19 protein-coding genes and 1 other RNA gene are annotated in these 23801 nt (G+C 62.4%); 13 read left to right on the forward strand and 7 right to left on the reverse strand.

Annotated elements, in window-relative coordinates:
- Positions 1-64: 64 nt before the first annotated feature.
- From KVQ74_RS24955 to KVQ74_RS24985, 7 genes are all read left to right on the forward strand, one after another.
- Positions 65-724 (forward strand): GntR family transcriptional regulator, encoded by a 660-nt coding sequence (locus KVQ74_RS24955; protein ID WP_217834025.1) that lies wholly within the window; start codon positions 65-67, stop codon positions 722-724.
- Positions 725-726: 2 nt separating this feature from the next.
- Positions 727-4215 (forward strand): chromosome segregation protein SMC, encoded by a 3489-nt coding sequence (gene smc / locus KVQ74_RS24960; RefSeq protein WP_217834026.1) that lies wholly within the window; start codon positions 727-729, stop codon positions 4213-4215.
- Positions 4216-4473: 258 nt separating this feature from the next.
- Positions 4474-5346: a cell division protein ZipA gene (gene zipA / locus KVQ74_RS24965; protein WP_217834027.1), complete on the forward strand. Its 873-nt coding sequence runs from the start codon at positions 4474-4476 to the stop codon at positions 5344-5346.
- Between the two features lie 128 nt (positions 5347-5474).
- Positions 5475-7832, forward strand: a complete 2358-nt coding sequence (ligA, locus tag KVQ74_RS24970; RefSeq protein WP_217834028.1) for an NAD-dependent DNA ligase LigA — start codon at positions 5475-5477, stop codon at positions 7830-7832.
- Positions 7833-7912: 80 nt separating this feature from the next.
- Positions 7913-9079, forward strand: coding sequence for a zinc-binding metallopeptidase family protein (locus tag KVQ74_RS24975; RefSeq protein WP_217834029.1), 1167 nt, complete (start codon positions 7913-7915; stop codon positions 9077-9079).
- 111 nt (positions 9080-9190) lie between these two features.
- Positions 9191-9287: signal recognition particle sRNA small type (gene ffs, locus KVQ74_RS24980), an RNA gene on the forward strand.
- Between the two features lie 281 nt (positions 9288-9568).
- Positions 9569-11539 carry a hypothetical protein gene (locus tag KVQ74_RS24985; protein WP_217834030.1) on the forward strand — a complete coding sequence of 657 codons (1971 nt, stop codon included), beginning with the start codon at positions 9569-9571 and terminating at the stop codon, positions 11537-11539.
- A 13-nt stretch (positions 11540-11552) separates the two neighbouring features.
- Here KVQ74_RS24985 and KVQ74_RS24990 read toward each other — a convergent pair whose 3' ends face one another.
- Positions 11553-12302, reverse strand: coding sequence for a substrate-binding periplasmic protein (locus KVQ74_RS24990; protein WP_217834031.1), 750 nt, complete (start codon positions 12300-12302; stop codon positions 11553-11555).
- 145 nt (positions 12303-12447) lie between these two features.
- On the opposite strand from KVQ74_RS24990, the gene dnaX reads away from it, so the two are divergent.
- The 5 genes from dnaX (at position 12448) to KVQ74_RS25015 (ending at position 18118) form a co-directional block, all read left to right on the forward strand.
- Positions 12448-14529 (forward strand): DNA polymerase III subunit gamma/tau, encoded by a 2082-nt coding sequence (dnaX, locus tag KVQ74_RS24995; RefSeq protein ID WP_217834032.1) that lies wholly within the window; start codon positions 12448-12450, stop codon positions 14527-14529.
- Between the two features lie 68 nt (positions 14530-14597).
- Complete coding sequence (locus KVQ74_RS25000) at positions 14598-14936, forward strand: YbaB/EbfC family nucleoid-associated protein (protein ID WP_217834033.1); 339 nt, start codon at positions 14598-14600, stop codon at positions 14934-14936.
- Positions 14937-15168: 232 nt separating this feature from the next.
- The gene (locus KVQ74_RS25005; protein WP_217834034.1) at positions 15169-16203 is read left to right on the forward strand and encodes an NADP-dependent oxidoreductase; all 1035 of its coding nucleotides are present in this window, start codon (positions 15169-15171) and stop codon (positions 16201-16203) included.
- 66 nt (positions 16204-16269) lie between these two features.
- Complete coding sequence (gene recR, locus KVQ74_RS25010; RefSeq protein ID WP_217834035.1) at positions 16270-16872, forward strand: recombination mediator RecR; 603 nt, start codon at positions 16270-16272, stop codon at positions 16870-16872.
- Between the two features lie 97 nt (positions 16873-16969).
- Entirely contained in the window at positions 16970-18118 is a 1149-nt protein-coding gene (locus KVQ74_RS25015; RefSeq protein WP_217834036.1) for an acyl-CoA dehydrogenase family protein, read from the forward strand.
- A 97-nt stretch (positions 18119-18215) separates the two neighbouring features.
- Here KVQ74_RS25015 and KVQ74_RS25020 read toward each other — a convergent pair whose 3' ends face one another.
- Complete coding sequence (locus tag KVQ74_RS25020) at positions 18216-18764, reverse strand: adenine phosphoribosyltransferase (RefSeq protein WP_217834037.1); 549 nt, start codon at positions 18762-18764, stop codon at positions 18216-18218.
- 78 nt (positions 18765-18842) lie between these two features.
- Positions 18843-19577 (reverse strand): fumarate/nitrate reduction transcriptional regulator Fnr, encoded by a 735-nt coding sequence (gene fnr, locus KVQ74_RS25025; RefSeq protein WP_217834038.1) that lies wholly within the window; start codon positions 19575-19577, stop codon positions 18843-18845.
- Between the two features lie 155 nt (positions 19578-19732).
- Between fnr and KVQ74_RS25030 the strand changes: the two genes are divergently transcribed.
- Positions 19733-20215 carry a hypothetical protein gene (locus KVQ74_RS25030; RefSeq protein WP_217834044.1) on the forward strand — a complete coding sequence of 161 codons (483 nt, stop codon included), beginning with the start codon at positions 19733-19735 and terminating at the stop codon, positions 20213-20215.
- Here KVQ74_RS25030 and hemN read toward each other — a convergent pair.
- From hemN to KVQ74_RS25050, 4 genes are all read right to left on the reverse strand, one after another.
- Positions 20212-21594: an oxygen-independent coproporphyrinogen III oxidase gene (hemN, locus tag KVQ74_RS25035; protein ID WP_217834039.1), complete on the reverse strand. Its 1383-nt coding sequence runs from the start codon at positions 21592-21594 to the stop codon at positions 20212-20214. The two genes, KVQ74_RS25030 and hemN, sit on opposite strands and share 4 nt — an antisense overlap.
- A 117-nt stretch (positions 21595-21711) precedes the next feature.
- Positions 21712-22395, reverse strand: a complete 684-nt coding sequence (locus tag KVQ74_RS25040) for a sulfite exporter TauE/SafE family protein (RefSeq protein WP_217834040.1) — start codon at positions 22393-22395, stop codon at positions 21712-21714.
- On the reverse strand, positions 22388-22600 hold the full coding sequence (ccoS, locus tag KVQ74_RS25045; protein ID WP_217834041.1) for a cbb3-type cytochrome oxidase assembly protein CcoS: 213 nt from the start codon (positions 22598-22600) through the stop codon (positions 22388-22390). The genes KVQ74_RS25040 and ccoS overlap by 8 nt, the downstream gene beginning before the upstream one ends.
- Before the next feature lie 22 nt (positions 22601-22622).
- Positions 22623-23801: heavy metal translocating P-type ATPase (locus KVQ74_RS25050; RefSeq protein ID WP_217834042.1), on the reverse strand; the 1179-nt coding region annotated here is incomplete at its 5' end.

Genomic DNA, 23801 nt, shown 5'->3' on the forward strand with positions numbered 1-23801 from the left:
GCCATGAACGCGCATTGCGCTACACTGCGCCGCTTGTGCAGATCGAAGAATTTGAAGGACAACCATGACGTTCAAGGCGCCGGACAGCCTCGCCGAGCAAATCGCCCACCACCTCGCCGAGCGGATCATTCGCGGCGAAATGAAGCCGGGAGAGCGCATCCAGGAACAGAAGGTCACGCTGGCGCTGAATGTCAGTCGTGGTTCGGTTCGCGAGGCCCTGCTGATCCTCGAACGCCGTCACCTGATCGCGATCCTGCCGCGTCGTGGCGCCCACGTCACCGAACTGACGGCGCACAAGGTTCAGAGCCTGTGTACGTTGATGAGCGAGCTGTACATCCTGCTCGGCAACGCGGTCGCCAACGGCTGGCAGACTCAGGCCGACATGGCGCCGTTCGTGCAGATCCAGCAGCGTCTGACCGCCAGCTACGAGCGCCAGGACATCCGTACCTTCGTCGACGACAGCTTCAATGTGATGCGCGCCGCGTATCCGTTCGCCAACAACCCTTATCTGCAGGAAACCGTCGAGAACCTGCAACCGGCCATGAGCCGCGCGTATTTCCTCGCTCTGGAGCAGCGCAAGGCCGAGATGAGCGAGTTCCTCGAACTGTTCGAGCGCCTGCTCGCCGCTGTGCTCGCCCGTGATTTGCCGCAGATCCGCATCGTGCTGACGGCTTACGCCCAGCGCAGTTGCGATCTGGTGGTGTCCGCCCTGACGGCGGCCTGAACGTGCGGCTAAAGTGCATCAAACTGGCGGGGTTCAAATCCTTCGTCGACCCGACCACGGTGAACTTCCCCAGTAACATGGCGGCGGTCGTCGGGCCGAACGGTTGCGGCAAGTCGAACATCATCGACGCCGTGCGCTGGGTGATGGGCGAAAGTTCGGCGAAGAACCTCCGTGGCGAGTCGATGACCGACGTCATCTTCAATGGCTCGACCAGCCGCAAGCCGGTGAGCCAGGCGAGCATCGAACTGGTGTTCGACAACTCCGACGGCACACTGATCGGCGAGTACGCCGCCTACGCGGAAATCTCGATTCGCCGCAAAGTCACCCGCGACAGCCAGAACAGCTATTACCTCAACGGCGCCAAGTGCCGCCGCAAGGACATCACCGATATCTTCCTCGGCACTGGCCTGGGGCCGCGCAGTTACTCGATCATCGAGCAGGGGATGATCTCCAAGCTGATCGAGGCCAAGCCCGAGGATCTGCGCAACTTCATCGAAGAAGCGGCGGGAATCTCCAAGTACAAGGAGCGTCGGCGCGAAACGGAAAACCGTATCCGCCGCACCCACGAAAACCTCGCCCGCCTGACCGACCTGCGCGAAGAACTCGAACGCCAGCTCGAACGCCTGCACCGCCAGGCCCAGGCCGCCGAGAAGTATCAGGAATACAAAGCCGAGGAGCGGCAGCTCAAGGCGCAACTGTCGGCCCTGCGCTGGCAGGATCTGAACGAGCAGGTCGCCCAGCGCGAATCGATCATCGGCACCCAGGAAATCAGTTTCGAAGCGCTGGTCGCCGAACAACGCAACGCCGATGCGGCCATTGAGCGCCTGCGTGACGGGCACCACGACCTGTCCGAACGCTTCAACCTGGTGCAGGGCCGCTTCTATTCGGTCGGCGGCGACATCGCCCGGGTCGAACAGAGCATCCAGCACGGCCAGCAACGTTTGCGTCAGTTGCAGGACGATCTTAAAGAAGCCGAGCGTGCGCGCCTGGAAACCGAGTCCCATCTCGGTCACGACCGCACGCTGCTGCTGACCCTCGGCGAAGAGCTGGACATGCTCACCCCCGAGCAGGAAGTCACCAGCGCCGCCGCTGAAGAAGCCGCCGCCGCCCTCGAAGAGTCCGAACTGACCATGCACGGCTGGCAGGAGCAGTGGGACACCTTCAACCTGACCGCCGCCGAGCCGCGTCGTCAGGCCGAAGTGCAGCAGTCGCGCATCCAGCAACTGGAAGCCAGCATGGAACGTCTGGCCGAGCGCCAGCGGCGGATGGGTGAAGAGCGCGCGTTGCTGTCGGCGGATCCGGAAGACGCGGCGATCATGGAACTCAGCGAACAGCTCGCCGAGTCCGAAGCGACGCTCGAGGATTTGCAGACCAGCGAAGAGGCCCAGGTCGAAAAACTGGAACAACTGCGCCAGGAGTTGCAGCAGGCGCTGACCGCGCAGCAGCAGGCGCAGGGTGATCTGCAGCGGCTCAACGGTCGCCTGGCGTCGCTGGAAGCCTTGCAGCAAGCGGCGCTCGATCCGGGCACCGGCACCGCCGAGTGGCTGCGTGAACACAACCTCGCCGAGCGTCCGCGTCTGGCCGAAGGCCTGAAGGTCGAGGCGGGCTGGGAGCTGGCGGTGGAAACCGTACTCGGCGCCGACCTGCAAGCGGTGCTGGTGGATGATTTTGCCGGCTTCGATCTGTCCGGATTCTCCCAGGGCGATCTGCGCCTGCTCAGCCCGGGCAGCGATGGCGTGCGGGTGCCGGGCAGTCTGCTGGACAAGGTCGAGGCGCAGGTTGACCTGTCGCCGTGGCTCGCTCAGGTCAAACCGGTCGACAGCCTTGAGCAGGCACTGGCCCTGCGCGGTCAGTTGAGCGCCGGGCAGAGCCTGATCAGCCGCGACGGTTATTGGGTCGGCCAACACTTCCTGCGGGTACGTCGCGCCAGCGAGGCCGAAAGCGGCATGCTCGCCCGTGGCCAGGAAATCCAGGATCTGCAACTGGAGCGCGAAGAGCGCGAAGCCACCGTCGAGGCCATGGAAACCCGTTTGCAGACCCTGCGTGCGCAACAGCGCCAGCAGGAAAACGGCCGCGAACATTTGCGTCGGCTGCTGCAGGATGAAGCGCGTCAGCAGGGCGAGTTGAAAGCCCAGTTGTCCGCCGGCAAGGCCAAGGCCGAGCAATTGAACCTGCGTCGTACCCGTCTCGATGAAGAGATGGTCGAGCTCGGCGAACAGCGTGCGCTGGAGCACGAGCACATCGGCGAGGCGCGGATGCAGTTGCAGGACGCCCTCGATGCCATGGCCGTCGACACCGAGCAGCGCGAGTTGCTGCTGGCCCAGCGCGACAGCCTGCGCGAACGCCTCGACCGCGTGCGTCAGGAAGCGCGACAGCACAAGGATCACGCCCATCAGTTGGCGGTGCGCCTGGGTTCGCTGCGCGCTCAGCACGACTCCACCCGTCAGGCGCTGGAGCGCCTGGAAATGCAGGCCGAACGCCTGACTGAAAAACGCGAGCAGTTGAACCTCAATCTGGAGGAGGGCGAGGCGCCGCTGGAAGAGCTGCGTCTCAAACTTGAAGAGTTGCTCGACAAGCGCATGAGCGTCGACGAAGAACTCAAGACTGCGCAAATCGCCCTGGAAGATGCCGACCGCGAACTGCGTGATGCGGAAAAGCGCCGGACCCAGGCCGAGCAGCAATCGCAGCTGATCCGTGGTCAGCTCGAACAGCAACGCATGGAATGGCAAGCCCTGACCGTGCGCCGCAAGGCCTTGCAGGATCAGTTGCTCGAAGACGGCTACGACTTGCACGGCGTACTCGCCACGCTGACCCCGGAGGCCAGTGAACGCGAAGCCGAAGACGAACTCGAACGCATCAACGCGCGGATTCAGCGCCTGGGTGCGATCAACCTCGCGGCCATCGACGAATACCAGCAACAATCCGAGCGTAAACGTTATCTGGATGCCCAGGACGCCGATCTGGTGGAAGCGCTGGAGACGTTGGAAAACGTCATCCGCAAGATCGACAAGGAAACCCGGAACCGCTTCAAGGATACCTTTGATCAGATCAACGGCGGTTTACAGGCACTTTTCCCGAAAGTTTTCGGTGGTGGCAGCGCGTATTTGGAACTGACGGGCGAAGATCTACTCGATACAGGGGTGACGATCATGGCGCGGCCGCCAGGAAAGAAGAACAGCACCATCCATTTGCTCTCCGGCGGCGAAAAAGCGCTGACCGCACTGGCACTGGTTTTCGCGATCTTCAAATTGAATCCGGCGCCGTTCTGCATGCTCGATGAAGTTGACGCGCCACTGGATGACGCTAACGTTGGACGCTACGCACGCTTGGTCAAAGAGATGTCGCAGACCGTGCAGTTCATCTACATCACCCACAACAAGATCGCCATGGAAATGGCCGATCAGCTGATGGGGGTAACGATGCATGAACCGGGTTGTTCGCGACTGGTGGCCGTGGATGTCGAGGAGGCGATGGCGATGGTGGATGCCTGAGCCGGCGCGGTGTCGGAAAGGTATTTGTAGTCTGTAGGACTGTTTTACCAGCTTCGACTTACTGGCCAATCGACATATTCGCGCAAGCCGATGAGACAGACGGTGTAAAGTTGTCTTTGGTCGTGCTAGTTTAATGTCAATTTTTCGTATACGTGGGCAAAACGCCTGTCAGAACATAGAGTTGGCGCCACGTTTTAAAGCGGTTTGCACAATGTAAACCCCTTATTTTTCAGCATTTTTTATAGAGGCACGGGATTAATGGAAATCGGTCTGCGCGAGTGGCTGATCGTCATCGGCATCATTGTGATAGCCGGTATTCTTTTCGATGGCTGGCGCCGTATGCGCGGCGGCAAGGGAAAACTGAAATTCCGTCTTGACCGAAGTCTGTCCAACCTGCCCGACGAGGACAGCAACGCCGAGTTGCTGGGCCCGTCCCGCGTGCTGGATACACACAAGGAACCGCAACTGGACGAGCATGATCTGCCGTCGGTGAGCATGCCGGCCCGTGAGCCACGGGAGGCGCGCGAGCCTCGCGAATCCGGCTCCAAGCGTGGCAAGCGTGGCGGCAACGGTCCGGCCCAGGGCGACCTGAACCTCGATCTGGATCTGGACGGCGGCCCGAGCTTCAGCAGTCGTGACGATGATTTCGTCGAGGACGCCAAGCCGTCGCCAATGGTCAGCGACAAGGATCAGCCGCAAGCCGAAGAAGTGCTGGTAATCAGCGTGATCTGCCGCGATCCGGCTGGCTTCAAAGGCCCGGCGCTGTTGCAGAACATCCTGGAAAGCGGTCTGCGTTTCGGCGAGATGGACATTTTCCACCGTCACGAAAGCATGGCCGGCAACGGCGAAGTACTGTTCTCGATGGCCAATGCGGTCAAGCCGGGCATCTTCGACCTGGACGACATCGACCACTTCAGCACGCCGGCGGTGAGCTTCTTCCTCGGCCTGCCAGGCCCGCGTCATCCGAAGCAGGCCTTCGACGTGATGGTGGCGGCGGCCCGCAAGCTCTCCCAGGAGCTGAACGGCGAACTGAAAGATGACCAGCGCAGCGTCCTGACCGCGCAGACCATCGAACACTACCGCCAGCGCATCGTCGAATTCGAACGTCGCGCCCTGACCCAGAAGCGCTGAGGTCAGAGATCGCAGCCGTGGCCCTCACAGGAGTCGACGAGTGGAACCCGGCTGCGATTTTTTGATTCAAAACATGTAATGAGATAGGAGCAGCCTCGGCTGCTCTTTTGCTTTATGAGAGAACACCCATGACCGCCGCCAATACCCGCATTCTAGAGCTGCGCGCTGAACTCGATCAGCACAACTACCGGTATCACGTCCTCGATGAGCCGAGTATTCCGGACGTCGAGTACGACCGGTTGTTCCACGAGCTCAAGGCACTTGAGGCGGCCAACCCGGAGTTGGTTACCAGCGATTCGCCGACCCAGCGTGTCGGCAGCGTGGCGCTCACGGCGTTCACTCAGGTGCGTCATGAAGTGCCGATGCTCAGTCTCGGCAATGCCTTCGAAGAAACCGACATGCGCGAGTTCGACCGTCGGGTAACCGAAGGTCTGGATCTGCCGGCTGGCGATCTGTTCGGCGGTGGCGCGGCGGTGGAATACAGCTGCGAACCGAAGCTCGATGGCCTGGCGGTCAGTCTGCTGTATCAGGACGGCGTGCTGGTGCGCGGCGCCACGCGCGGTGACGGCACCACCGGTGAGGACATCAGCGTCAACGTGCGCACCGTGCGCAACATCCCGCTCAAGCTCCACGGTGAAGGCTGGCCGGCGACGCTCGAAGTGCGCGGCGAAGTGTTCATGTCCAAGGCCGGTTTCGAGCGCCTCAATGCTTCGCAACTGGAAGTCGGCGGCAAGACCTTCGCCAACCCGCGCAACGCCGCCGCCGGCAGCCTGCGCCAGCTGGACTCGAAGATCACGGCCAATCGTCCGCTGGAGTTCTGCTGCTACGGCATCGGCCAGGTTTCCCACGATATTTCCGACACGCACATCGGCAACCTCAAGCAGCTCCAGGCCTGGGGCATGCCGATCAGTCACGAACTGAAACTGGCCAAAGGCATCGGCGAATGCCTGGATTACTACCGCGATATTGGCGAACGGCGTAACGCCCTGGCCTATGAAATCGACGGTGTGGTGTTCAAAGTCAACAGCATCGCCGACCAGCGTGAACTGGGCTTCCGCGCCCGCGAGCCACGCTGGGCCATCGCCCACAAATTCCCGGCCATGGAAGAACTCACCGAATTGCTCGACGTGGAATTCCAGGTCGGTCGCACCGGTGCGGTCACACCAGTGGCGCGGTTGAAACCGGTCAAGGTTGCCGGTGTCACTGTTGCCAACGCAACGTTGCACAACATGGACGAAGTGGCGCGCCTGGGCCTGATGATCGGCGACACGGTGATCATCCGCCGCGCGGGTGACGTGATCCCGCAGGTTGTGCAGGTTGTCACCGAGCGTCGCCCGGAAGATGCGCGGCCGGTGCAGATTCCCGAGCGTTGTCCGGTGTGCGGTTCCCATGTCGAGCGCACGCAACTTGTCAAACGCAGCAAGGGCAAGGAAACCATCAGCGAAGGCGCGGTGTATCGCTGCGTCGGTCGACTGGCCTGTGGTGCGCAACTGAAGCAGGCGATCATCCACTTCGTTTCCCGCCGCGCGATGGACATCGAAGGCCTCGGCGACAAGAGCGTCGAGCAACTGGTGGACGAGGGTCTGGTCAGTTCCCCGGCGGATCTGTATGCATTGAAGTTCGACGATATCGTCGACCTCGAAGGCTTTGCCGAAGTCTCCAGCAACAAACTGCTGGCAGCGATCGCCGACAGCAAGACGCCGGGTCTGGCGCGCTTCATTTATGCGCTGGGGATTCCCGACGTCGGCGAGGAAACCGCCAAAGTGCTGGCGCGCTCGCTGGGTTCGCTGGAGCGTGTGCAGCGCGCGTTGCCGCAAGTGCTGACCTACCTGCCGGACGTCGGCCTGGAAGTGGCGCACGAGATTCACAGCTTCTTCGAGGACGCCCACAACCAACAGGTGATTACCGAGTTGCTGGGGCACGGTTTGCAGATTCAGGATCAGGGTGAATTGGGTGCCGAGTTCGCCGCCAGCACCACCCTCGGTGGCTTCCTCGACAAGCTTCACATCCCGTCGGTCGGCCCTGGCGGGGCGCAGAAACTGGCAGATAAATTCGTTACGCTGAAGGGCGTTTTCGACGCCGACTGGCTCGATATGCGCCAGGCGTTGCCGGAGAAGCAGGCCAATTCGGTCCGCGAGTTCTTTGCCTTGGCGGAGCATCGGCAACTTGCCGAGGACGCCGAGAAGCAACTGATCGATTTCGGCATGCATTGGCAGAGCGAGAAAAAAGTCGTCGAAGGCTTGCCGCTGGCAGGGGAGACCTGGGTGCTGACCGGCAAGGTCGAACTGATGAGCCGCGATGTCGCCAAGGAACACCTGGAGAGCCTTGGGGCCAAGGTGGCGGGCTCGGTGTCGGCCAAGACCCATTGCGTGGTCGCAGGCCCCGGTGCCGGCTCGAAGCTGACCAAAGCCAATGAGCTGGGTGTGAAGGTCATGGATGAAGAGGCGTTCATTGCCTTCCTGAAAGGGCATGGTCTCGCGGTCTGATCGATCGTTGCGACGCGGTGCGTGGAACGATCGGCGCACGAGGATGATCTAGTCTTGGCAAGCCCCAGGGAGAGATCGCCATGCACCGCTTTTTCGAGCAGCTGAGTTCCCGCATCGTCGCGCCGTTCATGGGCGAGTCTTCGCGCAACAGCAAAGTCTGGCCGTGCCGCTGCAGTCAGTCGCTGTTTTTTCGCAACAGCCAGTGCCTGGCCTGCGAGGCATTCCTGGGTTATCAACCGGAACACAGTCGCCTCAGTTCGTTGCAACCAGGGCCTCAGGAAGGCACATGGACGCTCGACGTCGATCCCGATGCCGGACTGTTCCGCCGCTGTGCCAACCTCGACACGCCCGCCGCCTGCAACTGGCTGCTACCGGCCGACGCCGCCGACAGCCTGTGTATCGCCTGCCGCCTCAATCGCACCATTCCCGACCTGTCCGCTGCGCAAAATCCTGAACGCTGGCGCAAGGTCGAGATCGCCAAGCGTCGCTTGATCGCGCAACTGATTACGCTCGGTTTGCCGGTCGTGGCGAAAACCGTCGACGAAGCAACGGGTCTGGCGTTCGATTTCATCGGAATCGACCTTGAGGGCAACGCACCGATGACCGGCCACGCCAACGGCCTGATTACCCTCGACATCGCCGAGGCCGACGACGCCCACCGCGAGCAGGTGCGGGCGCAGATGCATGAACCCTATCGCACGTTGCTCGGGCATTTTCGCCACGAGGTCGGGCATTACTATTGGGATCGCTTGATCGCCAACGGCCCGTGGCTCACAGGGTTTCGCCATCTGTTTGGCGACGAGCGCGCCAGTTACGCCGAGGCACTGGATCGCCACTACCAGCACGGCGCGCCGCAGGACTGGCCGCAACACTACGTCAGCGCCTACGCGACCATGCACCCGTGGGAAGACTGGGCGGAAACCTGGGCGCACTACCTGCACATGATGGACGCGGTGGACACCGCGCTGGGTTTCGGCATGAGCGCGCGGGAGCTGGATTTCGACTACCAGCCATTCCCGACCAGCACCCTGTACGACCCGGAACACCCTGGTGGCGCGGCGTTCCTGTCGTTCGTCAATGCGTGGATCGAGCTGGCGGGGATGCTCAACGAGCTGTCACGCAGCATGGGCCAGCCGGATTTCTACCCGTTCGTGCTGCCGGCCCCGGCGATTGCCAAACTGCACTTCATTCATCTGGTGATCCAGCAGGCGGGCGGCCGGGCGGACGAAGTGCTCCAGGCGCAATAGCAAGTGCTTGAGCCTCTTCATATTTTTAATCTACAACCAGCGGTTGTAACTTCGTCTCAGATAGGTACAATGGCGCGGCTCGCCGACAGGCAAGCGTCGTTATGGTGACCCCATCGGTCCCCCCGCAACGATTACCCGTGAACCTGGTCAGAGCCGGAAGGCAGCAGCCACAGCGGGAACATTGTGTGCCGGGGTGTGGCTGGTGGGGTCGCCACCTTAACGAACCTCGAACGAATCAAATCAGAACTGCATGGGTTTCGCCCACTGCGGTTTTTTTATGCCTGTGATTTTTCCACCACGCCGGGTTTTCGTGCGAAGTTGCGCGCGATGGCGTCGGGCATTTCCTTTTTCGCCCCGTCCCGCATCGCCGCTCAATCACGGCAGGTGAACGGTGGCATACTCCTTGGCCGGCGGATTCGCCACGAAATGAACGATAAGCACGGGTCAGGATTGATCGTGTGAGAACGCCTGCCCAGGCGGCGAGGTTGTATGCATCCGGAACATTTTGATTTCTCCAGCCCTGTGTTTTTGCCCATCACCCACGAGGCCTGCGCGGCTTTGCTGGAGGCTGACGGCGCAACAACGCTCGGCCCGCTGACGGATGCGGAGCTGGCGGCGGTACTGGTCATCCAGAATCTGGCGGAGGCGGCAGAAAAGGACCTGACGGCGGGTGCGGCGGAGCGGGTGCTGGCCAGGCTGATTGCGTGGGCCGTGGAGAAGCGTCAGGCCGATGGCGCAGGGCTGCTTGCGGAGGCTCAGCGGCTGTTCGATCCGCGCAAATTGTACTTCGGCCTCAATGCCATCAAGCGTCTGAACCTGCGTTGCCTGCTGGACGATGAAGTGGCGGCGCGGGACTACCTGTTGCCCGACGGGAAATGGGATGTCGAGTACAAAATCCGCCACCATGCCCTTAACAATCCGTTCCACCAGCAGACGGTCACGCCCCGGCATCGCGAGCGCTGGTTGAGTGCCGCTCAGGACAAACTGGTCAGAACCTTCCGCGCCAATCTGGATGAAGACCTGCATGTTCAGGGCTATGCGGGGATCGGCAAAAGCCACCTGCTGGGCACCTTGATGGAGTGCCTGCGCCCCGGAGGAACCCTGGTGCTGGCGCGCACGGCTGAAAAACTGAGGGTTCTTCGCGAGCGCATGGGAAATGCCCGCGACGGAAGCACCAGCGCCACTTTCGACGCCTTTGCGCAAAAACTTCTGCTGGGGCCTCGATCCAGACCTGCCAGTGCGTCTCTCCGGGGGGCGAGCAGGCAGGCGGTTGCACAGGAACTGAACATCCACGGTTTTCAGGCCCGCAGCGGGCAAGCGACTCTGGATGTCTGTCTCAAGGTGCTTGAACGCTATTGCCGCTCAAGGGAGCACAGTCTGTCGGCCAGACACTTCCCGCATTTCAAGCAAGCGCTGTCCGAGGTGGATGCCAGGGCGCTGCTCGAGTACTCGAGCCGGCTGTGGGTCTATCTTGAGGCTAACCCTGCATGGGCCGGCCAGACCGGGTTCGGGGCGTTGCTGATGATCAAGCGTGCGAGTTTGGCGGGGTGTTCGGTGCCTGCCCGCTACACGCACATTCTGATTGATGAAAGCCAGGATATTCCCGAGTCGTTGTTGCAAATCATCGAGCGTGGGCGGCAGGTGTTGATCACGCTGGGAGACGAGTATCAGCAGCCCGGTGACGAACCGGTCAGGCGCAAGCGCGAGGTCCGGCAAAGCGATGTCTGCTATTCGGTGCGTTCGGGGCGCAATGTCGAGCGTCTGGTCAATCCGTTGATCGCCCGCCACTCGAAGAAGAGCAAGATCCCCTTTGAAGGCGCGCGCGATGCTGATGTCGGCGTCGAGCACTATCCGCAGGGTTTCGTGCCGCCCGAAGGCTGTGCGGTGCTGACCGCATCGCGCTGGGACACGGTGAAATGGGCCATCGAACTGCGCGATGCCAATTGCCCGTTCATTTTCCAGGACGCGGCGGCGCAGCGGGATCTCGAGCATTTCATGATCACGGCGATCGAGATGTTCAAGTCCGCCTATTACAGCGCCGCGAATAGCGAGAAGGGGCCGCATCCGTATTTCAGCGACATGGCGGACTGGCGACAGGTGCGAGAGGCCAGTCAGTTTGATGAGGCGTTTCTCTGGGTTGAAAACCGCCTGGAAAACGGTTTCAAGGTCGCTGATGTGACCGCTTTGAACCGGGTGATTGGCCGCTCCGATACCTGCTGCATGCTGATGCTTGCAGAGAACGCCGGGGGAATGGAGTTTGACCGGGTGTTGCTGACAACCGAGCTGCTCACCACGGTGAAATTCAAGGACGCCTACGAGTTCGATCAGCGGATCTGCGCCGTGTACATCGCAATCTCCCGAGCCAGGCGGCAGCTTTACCTGCCTTACGATGTGGTCGAGTGGGTCGATTATCACGTCGGCCACGACGATCAGAAATTCCGCGAGTTGCACGGCTATTGAGGGGTGAATCCACCTACGGGCTGCTTTCCGAACTTCCGGTATACAGCCGGATGATCTCATCGATCTCCCCCGACATTTTCATTCGCAACAGCGTCCGCAGAATCCGCTGTACCGGCACGTTCGGATCGTTCCTCACATAACAACCGACGTTCTGCTCCTGCAACACCGCCACCCGTTGCAATTGTTGTCCCGGCAGCAGGCGCTGGTTGAACCAGTCCAGGGTCCATTGATTGCTCACGGCGTAGCGATAGCGACCTGCCAGGAGCTTTTCCAGCACCTGTTCCTGGTTGCGTGCGTCTTCGCGTTGCAGTTGATCGGCGTCAAACAGCGGTTGCAGGGTGGGGTAGGTGTAGCCCAGCACGGTGCCGATCGGCTGACGCGCAAGGCTGGCCGGGTCGAGGTCGACGGGCGGGCCGGGGCGGCTGATCAGCAGGTCGCGCTGGAACAGCACCGGGATGCTCCAGATGTAGTCGCCGGACTGGTTCGGCAGCCACGATTGCGCGGCGTAACAGCGCACGTCGACTTCGCCGTGCTCCATGGCGCTTTGCACCCGGGCGCGGGGCAGGACGTGAAATTGTGCCGGGACGCCGACCTGGGTCGCCAGGCTGAGCATCATGTCGTAGAGGATGCCCTGGGTCGGGCGCCCGCGTTCGATCTGCACCATCGGCATGGCCCAGCTGTCGGCCACGGCGAAGCGCAGCGGCGGCTCCGAGGCCGTCACGTTCAGGCTGATTCCCAGTATTGCCCCCAAGGCCCAGCGCATAAATGCTCCGCTCAATCCCCATCCTGGGCCGACAAAAGCCCTCGCTCACGCAGCTTAGCCAGAATAGAAGAGCACACCGGATGCAATTTTGCCCTTGCTCCGCTAGCATTAGCCGCTTCTGCTTCCTTTGCCGCGACGGTTTTCGATGAGTTATCAGGTTCTTGCACGTAAATGGCGTCCGCGCTCGTTCCGCGAAATGGTCGGCCAGACCCATGTGCTCAAGGCTCTGATCAATGCCTTGGACAGCCAGCGGCTGCACCATGCGTACCTGTTCACCGGTACGCGGGGGGTGGGCAAGACCACGATTGCGCGGATCATCGCCAAATGCCTGAACTGTGAGATAGGTATCACTTCCAGCCCTTGCGGCGAGTGTTCGGTCTGCCGCGAAATCGATGAAGGGCGCTTTGTCGACCTGATCGAGATCGACGCCGCGAGCCGCACCAAGGTCGAGGACACCCGCGAGCTGCTCGACAACGTGCAGTACGCGCCGAGCCGGGGCCGCTTCAAGGTCTACCTGATCGACGAAGTCCACATGCTCTCCAGCCATTCCTTCAATGCGCTGTTGAAAACCCTCGAAGAGCCGCCGCCTTACGTCAAGTTCATCCTGGCGACCACCGACCCGCAGAAACTTCCTGCAACGATTCTCTCGCGCTGCCTGCAGTTCTCCCTGAAAAACATGACGCCGGAGCGGGTGGTCGAGCATCTGACCCACGTCCTCGGCGCTGAAAACGTACCGTTCGAAGACGACGCGCTGTGGCTGCTGGGCCGCGCGGCGGACGGCTCGATGCGTGATGCCATGAGCCTGACCGACCAGGCCATCGCCTTTGGCGAAGGCAAGGTGTTGGCCGCCGATGTGCGGGCGATGCTCGGCACGCTGGATCACGGCCAGGTTTACGACGTCTTGCATGCGCTGATCGAAGGCGATGCCAAGGCGCTGCTCGAAGCCGTGCGCCATCTGGCCGAACAAGGCCCGGACTGGAACGGCGTACTCTCGGAAATTCTCAATGTGCTGCACCGCGTTGCTATCGCCCAGGCGCTGCCGGACGGTGTCGACAATGGCCACGGCGATCGTGACCGGGTGTTGGCGCTGGCCCAGGCGCTGCCGGCCGAAGACGTGCAGTTCTATTACCAGATGGGCCTGATCGGGCGCCGCGATTTGCCGCTGGCGCCGGATCCTCGCGGCGGTTTCGAAATGGTCTTGCTGCGGATGCTGGCCTTCCGGCCCGCCGACAGCGCGGACGCCCCAAGGCAACCGCTAAAGCCAGTGGGGATCAGCCAGGCCACAGTTGATTCCGCAAACTCAGTGGCTGCCGCGCCGAAGGCTGCGCCGGTGGTCGCTGCAGTGACTGCGCCGGCCCCGGCACCCGTGGTGGCGCCTGAGCCAGCACCCGCGCCGGTTGCGCCTGTCGCGGTGGCTGAACCTGAGCCTGAGCCGGAACCCGTGCCCGAGCCCGCCGCTGTGGAAGACGTCGTCGACCTGCCGTGGAACGATCCGGTAGAACCGGCGCCCGTGCAGCAACCGGCTGTCGAGCCGGTGCTGGAAACCGCCGCCGAGCAACCCGAGCTGCCGCCGATGCCGCTTCCGACCCCGGACAGCGTCGTTCCGCAAGCCCCGGAGTGGGCCGCCGCGCCGATTCCCGAGCCATCGGTCGCCGACGTCGATGCCGCGACGCCGGGCATGGACATGGACGACGAACCGCCGCTCGACGAGGATTACATCGAGCCGGACATGGCGGCCTACAGTTACCTCGACGATCTGGCCAGCGAGCACGCCGTCGATCCTGCACCGGAGCCCGAGCCGGAACCTGCGGCGGCGCCGGCTACCGGCCTGGCCCTGCAATGGCTGGAGCTGTTCCCGAAACTGCCGATTTCCGGCATGACCGGCAGCATCGCCGCCAACTGCACGCTGATCGCGGTCGACGGCGACGATTGGCTGATGCACCTGGACCCGGCCCACAGCGCCTTGTTCAACGCGACCCAGCAGCGTCGTCTCAACGATGCGTTGAACCAATATCACGGGCGCACCCTGAACCTGCGCATGGAGCTGATCAAGCCCGAGCAGGAAACCCCGGCCCAGGCGGCGTCCCGGCGCCGCGCCAACCGTCAGCGCGAGGCGGAGGAGTCGATCCATGGCGATCCGTTCATCCAGCAGATGGTGCAGCAGTTCGGCGCGGTCGTGCGACACGATACTATTGAACCTGTCGACGCTCTGGTCACTCAGGGCTAATAACTGAAGGCGCTCGGCTACACTGGGCCGGGCGCTGTTTTGATCCCAGTACTTTTGAGGTGATTCCCATGATGAAAGGTGGCATGGCCGGCCTGATGAAGCAGGCACAGCTGATGCAGGAAAAAATGGCCAAGGCGCAGGAAGAACTGGCCAACGCCGAAGTCACCGGCAAGGCCGGCGGCGATATGGTCACCGTGGTGATGACCGGTCGTCACGACCTCAAGCGCGTGAGCATCGACCCGACGCTGCTGCCGGGCCTGGACGAAGACGATCGTGAAGTGATCGAAGATCTGGTCGCCGCCGCCGTCAACGACGCCGTGCGCAAGATCGAAGCCAACAGCCAGGAAAAAATGGGCAGCATGACCGCTGGCATGAACCTGCCTGCCGGTATGAAACTGCCATTCTGATTCGCCTTTGGGCAGCAGATGAGCTACACAAAATGCCAGGCATTGCGCCTGGCATTTTTGTTTCCGCTGTTTGTGCTGGTGGTGCGGTCAGGGTCGCTTGCGCGAGCAAGCCCGCTTCCACAGGAGCTGAGCCCTGCGCAGCCCGACCCAACTGACAAAACATCGAACGCAAAACGGCTACCAGGGTCTGCTCCCTATACCGCTGAACTCATCATTCACAGGAGACGCTGACATGTCCGACCCTCTGACGCTCAATCAACGTATCGTTCTGGCCTCGCGTCCGACAGGCGCGCCGACCCCTGAGAATTTCCGCCTGGAGCGCGAAGCGCTGGCGGATCTGGAAGACGGCCAGTTGCTGCTCAAGACCCTTTACCTGTCACTCGATCCCTACATGCGCGGGCGCATGAGCGACGCGCCATCCTACGCGGCGCCGGTACAAATCGGCGAGGTGATGACCGGCGGTGCTGTCAGCCGGGTCGAGCAATCCCGTCATCCGAAATTCCACGTCGGCGATCTGGTGGTCGGTGCCACCGGTTGGCAAAGCCACAGCATCAGCGACGGGCGCAACATCATCCCGATCCCGTCCGGGCTGCCGAAACCATCGATGGCTCTGGGTGTGCTGGGCATGCCGGGGATGACCGCCTACATGGGCCTGATGGACATCGGCCAGCCGAAGGAAGGCGAAACCCTGGTGGTGGCCGCCGCTTCCGGCGCGGTCGGCTCGGTGGTCGGGCAAGTGGCGAAAATCAAGGGGCTGCGGGCCGTTGGCGTGGCCGGCGGGGCGGAGAAGTGCAAGTACGTAGTCGAGGAGCTGGGCTTCGATGCCTGCATCGATCACAAGGCCGCCGACTTCGCCCAACAACTGGCCAGGGCCTGCCCCAGCGGTATCGACATCTATTACGAAAACGTCGGTGGTCAGGTGTTCGATGCGGTGGTGCCGTTGCTTAACCCCAAGGCGCGGATCCCGTTGTGCGGTCTGATTTCCGGCTACAACGCTTCGGAGGCACCAAAAGGCCCGGATCGGCTGCCGCTGTTGCAACGGGCGTTGCTGACCAAGCGCGTGCGCATCCAGGGTTTCATCGTGTTCGATGACTATGGTGATCGTCAGCCGGAATTCATCAGCGCCATGGTGCCGTGGGTGCGCGATGGCAAGGTGAAGTTCCGCGAAGATGTGGTCGAGGGCCTGGAGCAGGCACCGCAGGCCTTTATCGGTCTGCTGGAGGGGCGCAACTTCGGCAAACTGGTAGTGCGGGTCGCCCGGGACTGAGGATTTGACGCTGGCCGGAGGCGCGGGTATAAACCGCGTCTCGTTGTTTTGTCGGACTTTTTACCCATGAGCTTCAGCCCTTTGATTCGCCAACTGATCGACGCCCTGCGAACTTTGCCGGGCGTGGGTCAGAAAACTGCCCAGCGCATGGCGTTGCAGTTGCTCGAACGTGATCGCAGCGGCGGTACACGCCTGGCTCAGGCCTTGAGCCAGGCCATGGAGGGGGTCGGTCATTGCCGTCAGTGCCGGACGCTGACCGAAGACGATTTGTGCCCGCAATGCGCCGATCCGCGCCGCGACGACACGTTGCTGTGCGTGGTGGAAGGGCCGATGGACGTCTATGCGGTCGAGCAGACCGGCTTCCGTGGCCGTTACTTCGTGCTCAAGGGGCACCTGTCGCCGCTGGACGGGCTCGGCCCGGAGGCGATCGGCATTCCGCAACTGATCGCGCGGATCGAAGAGGCGGGGACCTTCACTGAAGTGATCCTCGCGACCAACCCGACCGTCGAGGGTGAAGCCACCGCGCACTACATTGCTCAGTTGCTGCACAACAAAGGCCTGATTGCTTCGCGGATCGCCCATGGCGTGCCATTGGGCGGCGAGCTGGAGCTGGTGGATGGTGGCACGCTGGCGCATTCGTTTGCCGGGCGCAAACCGATTTCTCTCTGATCAACAATAAAGGATCACAGTCTTGCTGCGATCCTTTGATCTTGAAACCAAGCAAGCGCTCGGTTAAGTTCGGCGAACCCTTCAGTGGAGTTCGCCGATGCCTGCCTTTCAGGAATACTTCGACCCCAGCCACCAAATGGTTCGCGACAGCGTCAGGCGTTTCGTCGAGCGCGAGATCCTGCCGGACATCGATCAGTGGGAGGAGGCCGAAAGCTTCCCTCGCGATCTGTACCTGAAGGCCGGTGCCGCGGGCATTCTCGGCATCGGTTATCCCGAGGCGCTGGGCGGCAGCCACGAAGGTGATCTGTTCGCCAAGATCGCCGCCAGTGAAGAACTGATGCGTTGCGGCTCGGGCGGTCTGGTGGCCGGGCTCGGTTCGCTCGACATCGGTCTACCTCCAATTCTCAAATGGGCACGCCCCGACGTGCGCGACCGCGTGGTGCCGTCCGTACTCAGTGGCGAAAAGATCAGTGCCCTGGCGGTCACCGAGCCTGGCGGCGGTTCTGACGTTGCCAATCTGCAGACCCGCGCCGTGCGTGACGGCGATCACTACCGGGTCAGCGGCAGCAAAACCTTCATCACCAGCGGCGTGCGTGCGGATTTCTACACCGTTGCGGTGCGCACCGGTGCGCCGGGTTTCGGCGGCATCAGTCTGTTGCTGATCGAGAAGGGCACGCCGGGGTTCACCGTCGGGCGGCAACTGAAGAAAATGGGCTGGTGGGCGTCGGATACCGCTGAATTGTTCTTCGATGACTGCCGGGTGCCCGTAGGAAATCTGATCGGTGCGGAAAACATGGGCTTCGCCTGCATCATGGGCAACTTCCAGAGCGAACGCCTGGCCCTGGCGCTGATGGCCAACATGACCGCGCAACTGGCGCTGGAAGAGAGCCTGAAGTGGGCGCGGGAGCGTGAAGCGTTCGGCAAACCCATCGGCAAGTTTCAGGTGATCAAGCATCGCCTGGCGGAAATGGCCACGGCGCTGGAAGTCTCGCGGGAGTTTACCTATCGCCAGGCGGCGAAAATGGCGGCGGGGCAGAGTGTGATCAAGGAGATTTCCATGGCGAAGAATTTCGCCACCGACACCTCGGACCGGATCACCACCGAGGCGGTGCAGATTCTGGGCGGGTTGGGTTACATGCGTGAGAGTCGGGTGGAGCGGCTGTATCGGGATAACCGCATTCTGTCGATTGGCGGCGGGACGCGAGAGGTGATGAACGAGATCATCAGCAAGCAGATGGGGCTTTGACTGATGCGGTGAAGCGGCTGGTCCTTCGCGAGCAGGCCCGCTCCCACAAAAGCAGGGGGAGCGGGCTTGCTTGCGAAGGCGTCGTTTCAGGTGCCGCTTACTTGTCGGTCAGGGCAAACTGGGTCAGGCAGAAGGTCGGGATTCCCATGTCCTGCAAACGCTGCGAACCACCCAGCTCCGGCAGGTCGATGATCGCCGCCGCTTCATGCACCCGCGCGCCCATGCGGCGGATCAGGTTGGCCGCCGCGATCAGCGTGCCGCCGGTGGCGATCAGGTCATCGAACATCACCACCGAATCGCCTTCGCAGAGGCTGTCGGCGTGCACTTCGAGAAACGCTTCGCCGTACTCGGTCGCGTAACCCTCGGCCAGCACGTCGGCCGGCAGTTTGCCTTGCTTGCGGAACAGCACCAGCGGCTTGTTCAACTGGTAGGACAGCACCGAGCCGATCAGGAAACCGCGCGCATCCATGGCGCCGATGTGGGTGAAGTCGGCTTCCACGTAACGGTGGGCGAAGCTGTCCATCACCAGGCGCATGGCCTTGGGCGATTGAAACAGCGGGGTGATGTCGCGAAAGATCACGCCCGGTTTCGGGAAGTCGATCACGGGGCGGATCAGGGATTTGATGTCGAAGGAGTCGAAGACCATCGTCGAGGTGTCCTGGCAGGGCTGCAAACGGCGCAGTATACCCGCGGCTGAAACGGTTCGCTCGGCCGCGGGTCGAGATCAGCCGTCGAGCGAGCCGCCGGCCAAGGCGCAGAGCTGGATCGGGTCGAGGATATGGATTTCCTTGCCCTCGGCGGCAATCAGTTCGTTCTGCTGGAAACGGGTGAACACCCGGGACACGGTTTCCACCGCCAGCCCCAGATAGTTGCCGATTTCGTTGCGCGACATGCTCAGGCGGAACTGATTGGCCGAGAACCCACGGGCGCGGAAGCGCGCGGAGAGGTTGACCAGGAACGTCGCGATCCGTTCATCGGCGGTCTTCTTCGACAACAGCAGCATCATTTGCTGGTCGTCGCGGATTTCGCGGCTCATCACGCGCATCAACTGACGGCGCAACTGCGGCAATTGCAGGGCCAGTTCATCGAGGCGTTCGAAGGGGATTTCACACACCGAGGTGGTTTCCAGGGCCTGGGCGGAGACCGGGTGTTTCTCGGTGTCCATGCCGGACAGGCCGACCAGTTCGCTCGGCAGGTGGAAGCCGGTGAGTTGTTCTTCGCCGGTATCGCTGAGGCTGAAGGTCTTCAGCGCGCCGGAGCGTACTGCATAAACGGAATCGAAAGTGTCGCCCTGGCGGAACAGGAACTCACCCTTTTTCAACGGGCGGCCACGTTTGACGATTTCGTCCAGCGCATCCATGTCTTCCAGATTCAGCGAAAGTGGCAGGCAGAGAGGGGCCAGGCTGCAATCCTTGCAATTAGCCTGGTTATGAGCGCGCAGTTTAACTGGCTCGGACATTTCTTAAATCCTTGTGGGAAAACACACATAAGGCGTAAGGGTAACCCACGGGAGGACATTCAGGCCAGCCTGTGGCGAGATTGCCATTCGGGGATAAAGCCACGGTCGATAAGGCCGATACAGCGGTATCAGAATGCATACAAGGAACCGTTTCGATGACCATTATCGGCACGCCGGGCCCCGGTAACAGCGGTATTGCCTCGTTGGTTGAGGTGACTGACACCTCCGCGGCAGTTGAGCCCGTCACCGATGCGTCGGCGATGGCAAGCCCGACCTTGGTCGATAGCGTCAAAGTGTCGCTGTCCGGTGCTGCCATCGCCAGGTCCGCCGGGGCGGGTGGCAACAACCGGGACATCGAAGCCAGCGACTTGCCAGAGAACGTCCAGCAGTTGCTGAAGATGATCCGCAAATTGCAGCAACAGATTGCCGAGAAAAATGCGCTGATCAACCAAGTGATGCTCGACAGCAAACTCTCCAATGAAGAGCGACTCGCCAAGGTGGCAGCCTTCAGGAGTGCGATTGCCGCGCTCAACACCGGACTGATCACCGCCAACCTGTCGCTGGCCAAAGTCGTCACGCAATCGAACATGACCCCCGATCAAAACATGAAAACCGGCGAACTGCTGACAAAAATCTAGATCACCCGGGAAAAACGCTGGCGATTCTGCTGTTCCAGATAGGCATCGAACACCATGCACACCGAGCGTACCAACAGGCGTCCGGCGGGCAGCACGGTGATCCGTTCGCGATCGAGTTCGATCAGGCCATCCTTGGCCATGCCGCTGAGCTGTGGCCACAGACCACCGAAATAACCCTGGAAGTCGATGTTGAACGCCCGTTCGATGGCGGCGAATTCCAGGCTGAAATTGCAGATCAGTTGCTGAATCACCGCGCGGCGCAGGCGATCGTCGGTGTTGCACAGCAAGCCGCGACTGGTCGCCAGTTGCGCGGCGGCCAGGGTGTTCTGGTATTGATTGAGGTCGCTGCTGTTCTGGCAGTACAAATCGCCGATCTGACTGATCGCCGACACGCCCAGGCCAATCAGATCGCAATGCCCATGGGTGGTGTAGCCCTGGAAGTTGCGTTGCAGCGTCGACTCTTCCTGGGCGATCGCCAGTTCATCGTCGGGCAGGGCGAAGTGATCCATGCCGATGTAGCGATAGCCGGCGGCGGTCAGTTGCTCGATGGTGCGTTGCAGCATTTCCAGTTTCTGCGTCGGACTCGGCAGTTCATTGCCGTTGATTCGCCGCTGCGGCATGAAGCGTTCCGGCAGGTGCGCGTAGTTGAACACCGAGAGCCGGTCCGGTTGCAGGCTGATGACTTCCTCGACGGTGCGGGCGAAGTTGTCCGGGGTCTGTTTGGGCAAACCGTAGATCAGGTCGATGTTGATCGAGCGAAATTGCAGCGTGCGCGCCGCATCGATCACGGCGCGGGTTTCTTCCAGGCTTTGCAGGCGATTGACCGCCCGTTGCACCGCCGGATCAAGGTCTTGCAGGCCGATGCTGACCCGGTTGAAGCCCAGTTCGCGCAGCAGGCCCATGGTCGACCAGTCGGCTTCCCGGGGATCGATTTCGATGCCGTAGTCGCCGGAGTCATCCTCCAGCAGATTGAAATGCTTGCGCAGGTGCGCCATCAGTTGCCGTAGCTCATCGTGGCTGAGGAACGTCGGGGTGCCGCCGCCGAAGTGCAGTTGCTCGACTTTTTGCGCCGGGTCGAGGTGACAGGCGATCAGCTGGATTTCCTGCTCGAGCCGTTGCAGGTACGGCAGCGCACGGCCGCGATCCTTGGTGATGACCTTGTTGCAGGCGCAGTAGTAGCAAATGTTCGCGCAGAACGGCACATGCACGTACAGCGACAGCGGTCGCAGGGCCTTGCGGCTGTCGCGCAGGGCGTGGAACAGGTCGAAGGTGCCGACCTGACTGTTGAATTGCACGGCCGTCGGGTACGAGGTATAGCGCGGCCCCGCCAGGTCGTAGCGGCGGATCAAATCGGTGTCCCAACGAATGGCGTCGAGCATGCGGGCATTCCCCCGGATAGGCTGGCAGTGTGCCGAGTCTAGGGGTGGGGCTGGCGGGGCATCTTGATTTGCATCAACGGGGAGGATTGGCGCAGGCGGGGCGGGCCTCTCCGCAGGCTAGTGGCCCATGAGCCAATGCTGATGTGGCCCCGGCAGGGTCCAGATGCCGAACAGGATCACCAGCAATCCACCGGCCATGCGCACGCTGCGTTTGCGCAGCAGTGCCGTGACCCGCTCGGCGGCGAGCCCCGTGGCGAGCAGCACCGGCCAGGTGCCAAGCCCGAAGGCGAGCATCAGCAAGGCACTGTCCAGCGCATTGCCCTGGCTCGCCGACCACAGCAGCGTGCTGTAAACCAGCCCGCACGGCAGCCAGCCCCACAGCGCGCCGAGCAGCAGCGCACGGGGCAGGCTCGACACCGGCAGCAAGCGATTGGCGACCGGCTGAATGTAGCGCCACAAACCACGACCGAGGCTTTCGATGCGGGTCAGGCCGCTCCACCAGCCGGCCAGGTACAGGCCCATGGCAATCAGCAGCAAACCGGCGAGCACGCGCATGAACAATGCCGCCGGGCTGTTGGCGACGGCCCATCCGGCCAGTCCGATCAACAGGCCGGCGGCGGCATAGCTGAGGATGCGTCCGAGGTTGTAGGCCAGCAGCAGGCGAAAGCGTCGGTTGCGTTGCTCCTTGGGAATCGCCAGGGTCAGCGCGCCCATCAGGCCGCCGCACATTCCCAGGCAGTGACCGCCGCCGAGCAGGCCGAGAATCAGTGCCGACACCAGCAGGGGCGCCAACTCAAGCATGGGGCGGCGCCTTGTCGTCCGGCTTGCCGGGCTTGGCTTCGTCCACGGCGGCGGTGTGATTCGGGTCCTGATCGTCGAACAGGATGCTGTGGGCCGGGCCGTCGAGGTCGTCGTACTGACCGCTGTCCACCGCCCAGAAGAAAATGTACACGGCGATGGCCACGATCAGCAGGGCGGCCGGGATCATCACGTAGAGAGCTGGCATCTGTACTCCAGGCCCGCGCGGCTCAGGCCGGCAGCGGGCGGGTTTCTGACGAGGCACTGGCGACCGGCGCACCCGGCAGGCGGGTCAGGCGCAGGGCGTTGAGCACCACGGTCAACGAACTGATCGACATGCCGACTGCCGCCCACACCGGAGTGATCCAGCCGAGGGCGGCGAACGGCAACATGAGGCCATTGTACAGCGCGGCCCACAGCAGGTTCTCGATGATGACCCGGCGCGTGCGCCGTGCCAGCGTGAAGGCCTGCACCAAGGCGTCGAGGCGGTTGGACAGCAGCACCGAGTCGGCACTGGTTTTCGCCAGATCGGTGGCCGATCCCATCGCCACACTGATGTCGGCGGCGGCGAGTACCGGCACGTCGTTGACCCCGTCACCGAGCATCAGCACCTTGCGCCCATCCTTGTGCAATTGTTGCAGTACTTGCAGCTTGTCGTCGGGGCGCAAGCCGCCACGGGCCTCGTCGATGCCCAGTTCGGCGGCGACACTGGCGACCATCGGCGAGCTGTCGCCCGACAGCAGCAGCGTGCGCCAGCCACGGGCCTTGCACGCGGCGAGCAGAGCCGGGGCGTCGTCACGCAGACGGTCATCGAGCACGAACCACGCCAGCGGCCCTTGAGCGTCACCGAGCAGCAGCCATTGGCCGGGCTCATCCGGCATCGACGGCGCGACGGTGTCGCTGAGGGCGCAGACAAATTCAGCCTGGCCGATGCGCAAACGCTGCTCGCCGACCAGGCCTTCGAGGCCCAGGCCCGGGCTGCTGTGGACTTCTTCAGCGGCCAGTGGCGTACGGCCGAAGGCGCGGGCGATCGGGTGTTCCGAACGGTTCTCCAGAGCGGCGGCCAGGCTCAGGCACTGATCGCTGCCCAAGGTGCCGAGCGGGCGAATCGAGCGCAGCACCAACCGGCCTTCGGTGAGGGTGCCGGTCTTGTCGAAAATCACCGTGTCGATCTGGTTCAGGCCTTCGAGTACATGGCCGCGTGTCAGCAACAGGCCGAGCTTGTGCAAGGTGCCGGTGGCGGCGGTGAGCGCGGTCGGCGTCGCCAGGGAAAGCGCGCAAGGGCAGGTCGCCACCAGCATCGCCAGGACGATCCAGAATGCCCGCGACGAATCCAGCTCCCACCACAACAGGCCGATGGCCGCTGCGGCGATCAGCGACAGCAGCAGGAACCATTGCGCCGCGCGGTC

Origin of the sequence: Pseudomonas botevensis, assembly GCF_019145475.1 — a bacterium.
Taxonomy (GTDB): domain Bacteria; phylum Pseudomonadota; class Gammaproteobacteria; order Pseudomonadales; family Pseudomonadaceae; genus Aquipseudomonas; species Aquipseudomonas botevensis.

Bases quoted from the DNA above. Each gene is read 5' to 3' on its own strand.
- KVQ74_RS24955 (WP_217834025.1), top strand. From the start codon at position 65: ATGACGTTCAAGGCGCCGGACAGCCTCGCCGAGCAAATCGCCCACCAC.
- zipA (WP_217834027.1), top strand. From the start codon at position 4,474: ATGGAAATCGGTCTGCGCGAGTGGCTGATCGTCATCGGCATCATTGTG.
- ligA (WP_217834028.1), top strand. From the start codon at position 5,475: ATGACCGCCGCCAATACCCGCATTCTAGAGCTGCGCGCTGAACTCGAT.
- KVQ74_RS24975 (WP_217834029.1), top strand. From the start codon at position 7,913: ATGCACCGCTTTTTCGAGCAGCTGAGTTCCCGCATCGTCGCGCCGTTC.
- KVQ74_RS24985 (WP_217834030.1), top strand. From the start codon at position 9,569: ATGCATCCGGAACATTTTGATTTCTCCAGCCCTGTGTTTTTGCCCATC.
- KVQ74_RS24990 (WP_217834031.1), bottom strand. From the start codon at position 12,302: ATGCGCTGGGCCTTGGGGGCAATACTGGGAATCAGCCTGAACGTGACG.
- dnaX (WP_217834032.1), top strand. From the start codon at position 12,448: ATGAGTTATCAGGTTCTTGCACGTAAATGGCGTCCGCGCTCGTTCCGC.
- KVQ74_RS25000 (WP_217834033.1), top strand. From the start codon at position 14,598: ATGATGAAAGGTGGCATGGCCGGCCTGATGAAGCAGGCACAGCTGATG.
- KVQ74_RS25005 (WP_217834034.1), top strand. From the start codon at position 15,169: ATGTCCGACCCTCTGACGCTCAATCAACGTATCGTTCTGGCCTCGCGT.
- recR (WP_217834035.1), top strand. From the start codon at position 16,270: ATGAGCTTCAGCCCTTTGATTCGCCAACTGATCGACGCCCTGCGAACT.
- KVQ74_RS25015 (WP_217834036.1), top strand. From the start codon at position 16,970: ATGCCTGCCTTTCAGGAATACTTCGACCCCAGCCACCAAATGGTTCGC.
- KVQ74_RS25020 (WP_217834037.1), bottom strand. From the start codon at position 18,764: ATGGTCTTCGACTCCTTCGACATCAAATCCCTGATCCGCCCCGTGATC.
- fnr (WP_217834038.1), bottom strand. From the start codon at position 19,577: ATGTCCGAGCCAGTTAAACTGCGCGCTCATAACCAGGCTAATTGCAAG.
- KVQ74_RS25030 (WP_217834044.1), top strand. From the start codon at position 19,733: ATGACCATTATCGGCACGCCGGGCCCCGGTAACAGCGGTATTGCCTCG.
- hemN (WP_217834039.1), bottom strand. From the start codon at position 21,594: ATGCTCGACGCCATTCGTTGGGACACCGATTTGATCCGCCGCTACGAC.
- KVQ74_RS25040 (WP_217834040.1), bottom strand. From the start codon at position 22,395: ATGCTTGAGTTGGCGCCCCTGCTGGTGTCGGCACTGATTCTCGGCCTG.
- ccoS (WP_217834041.1), bottom strand. From the start codon at position 22,600: ATGCCAGCTCTCTACGTGATGATCCCGGCCGCCCTGCTGATCGTGGCC.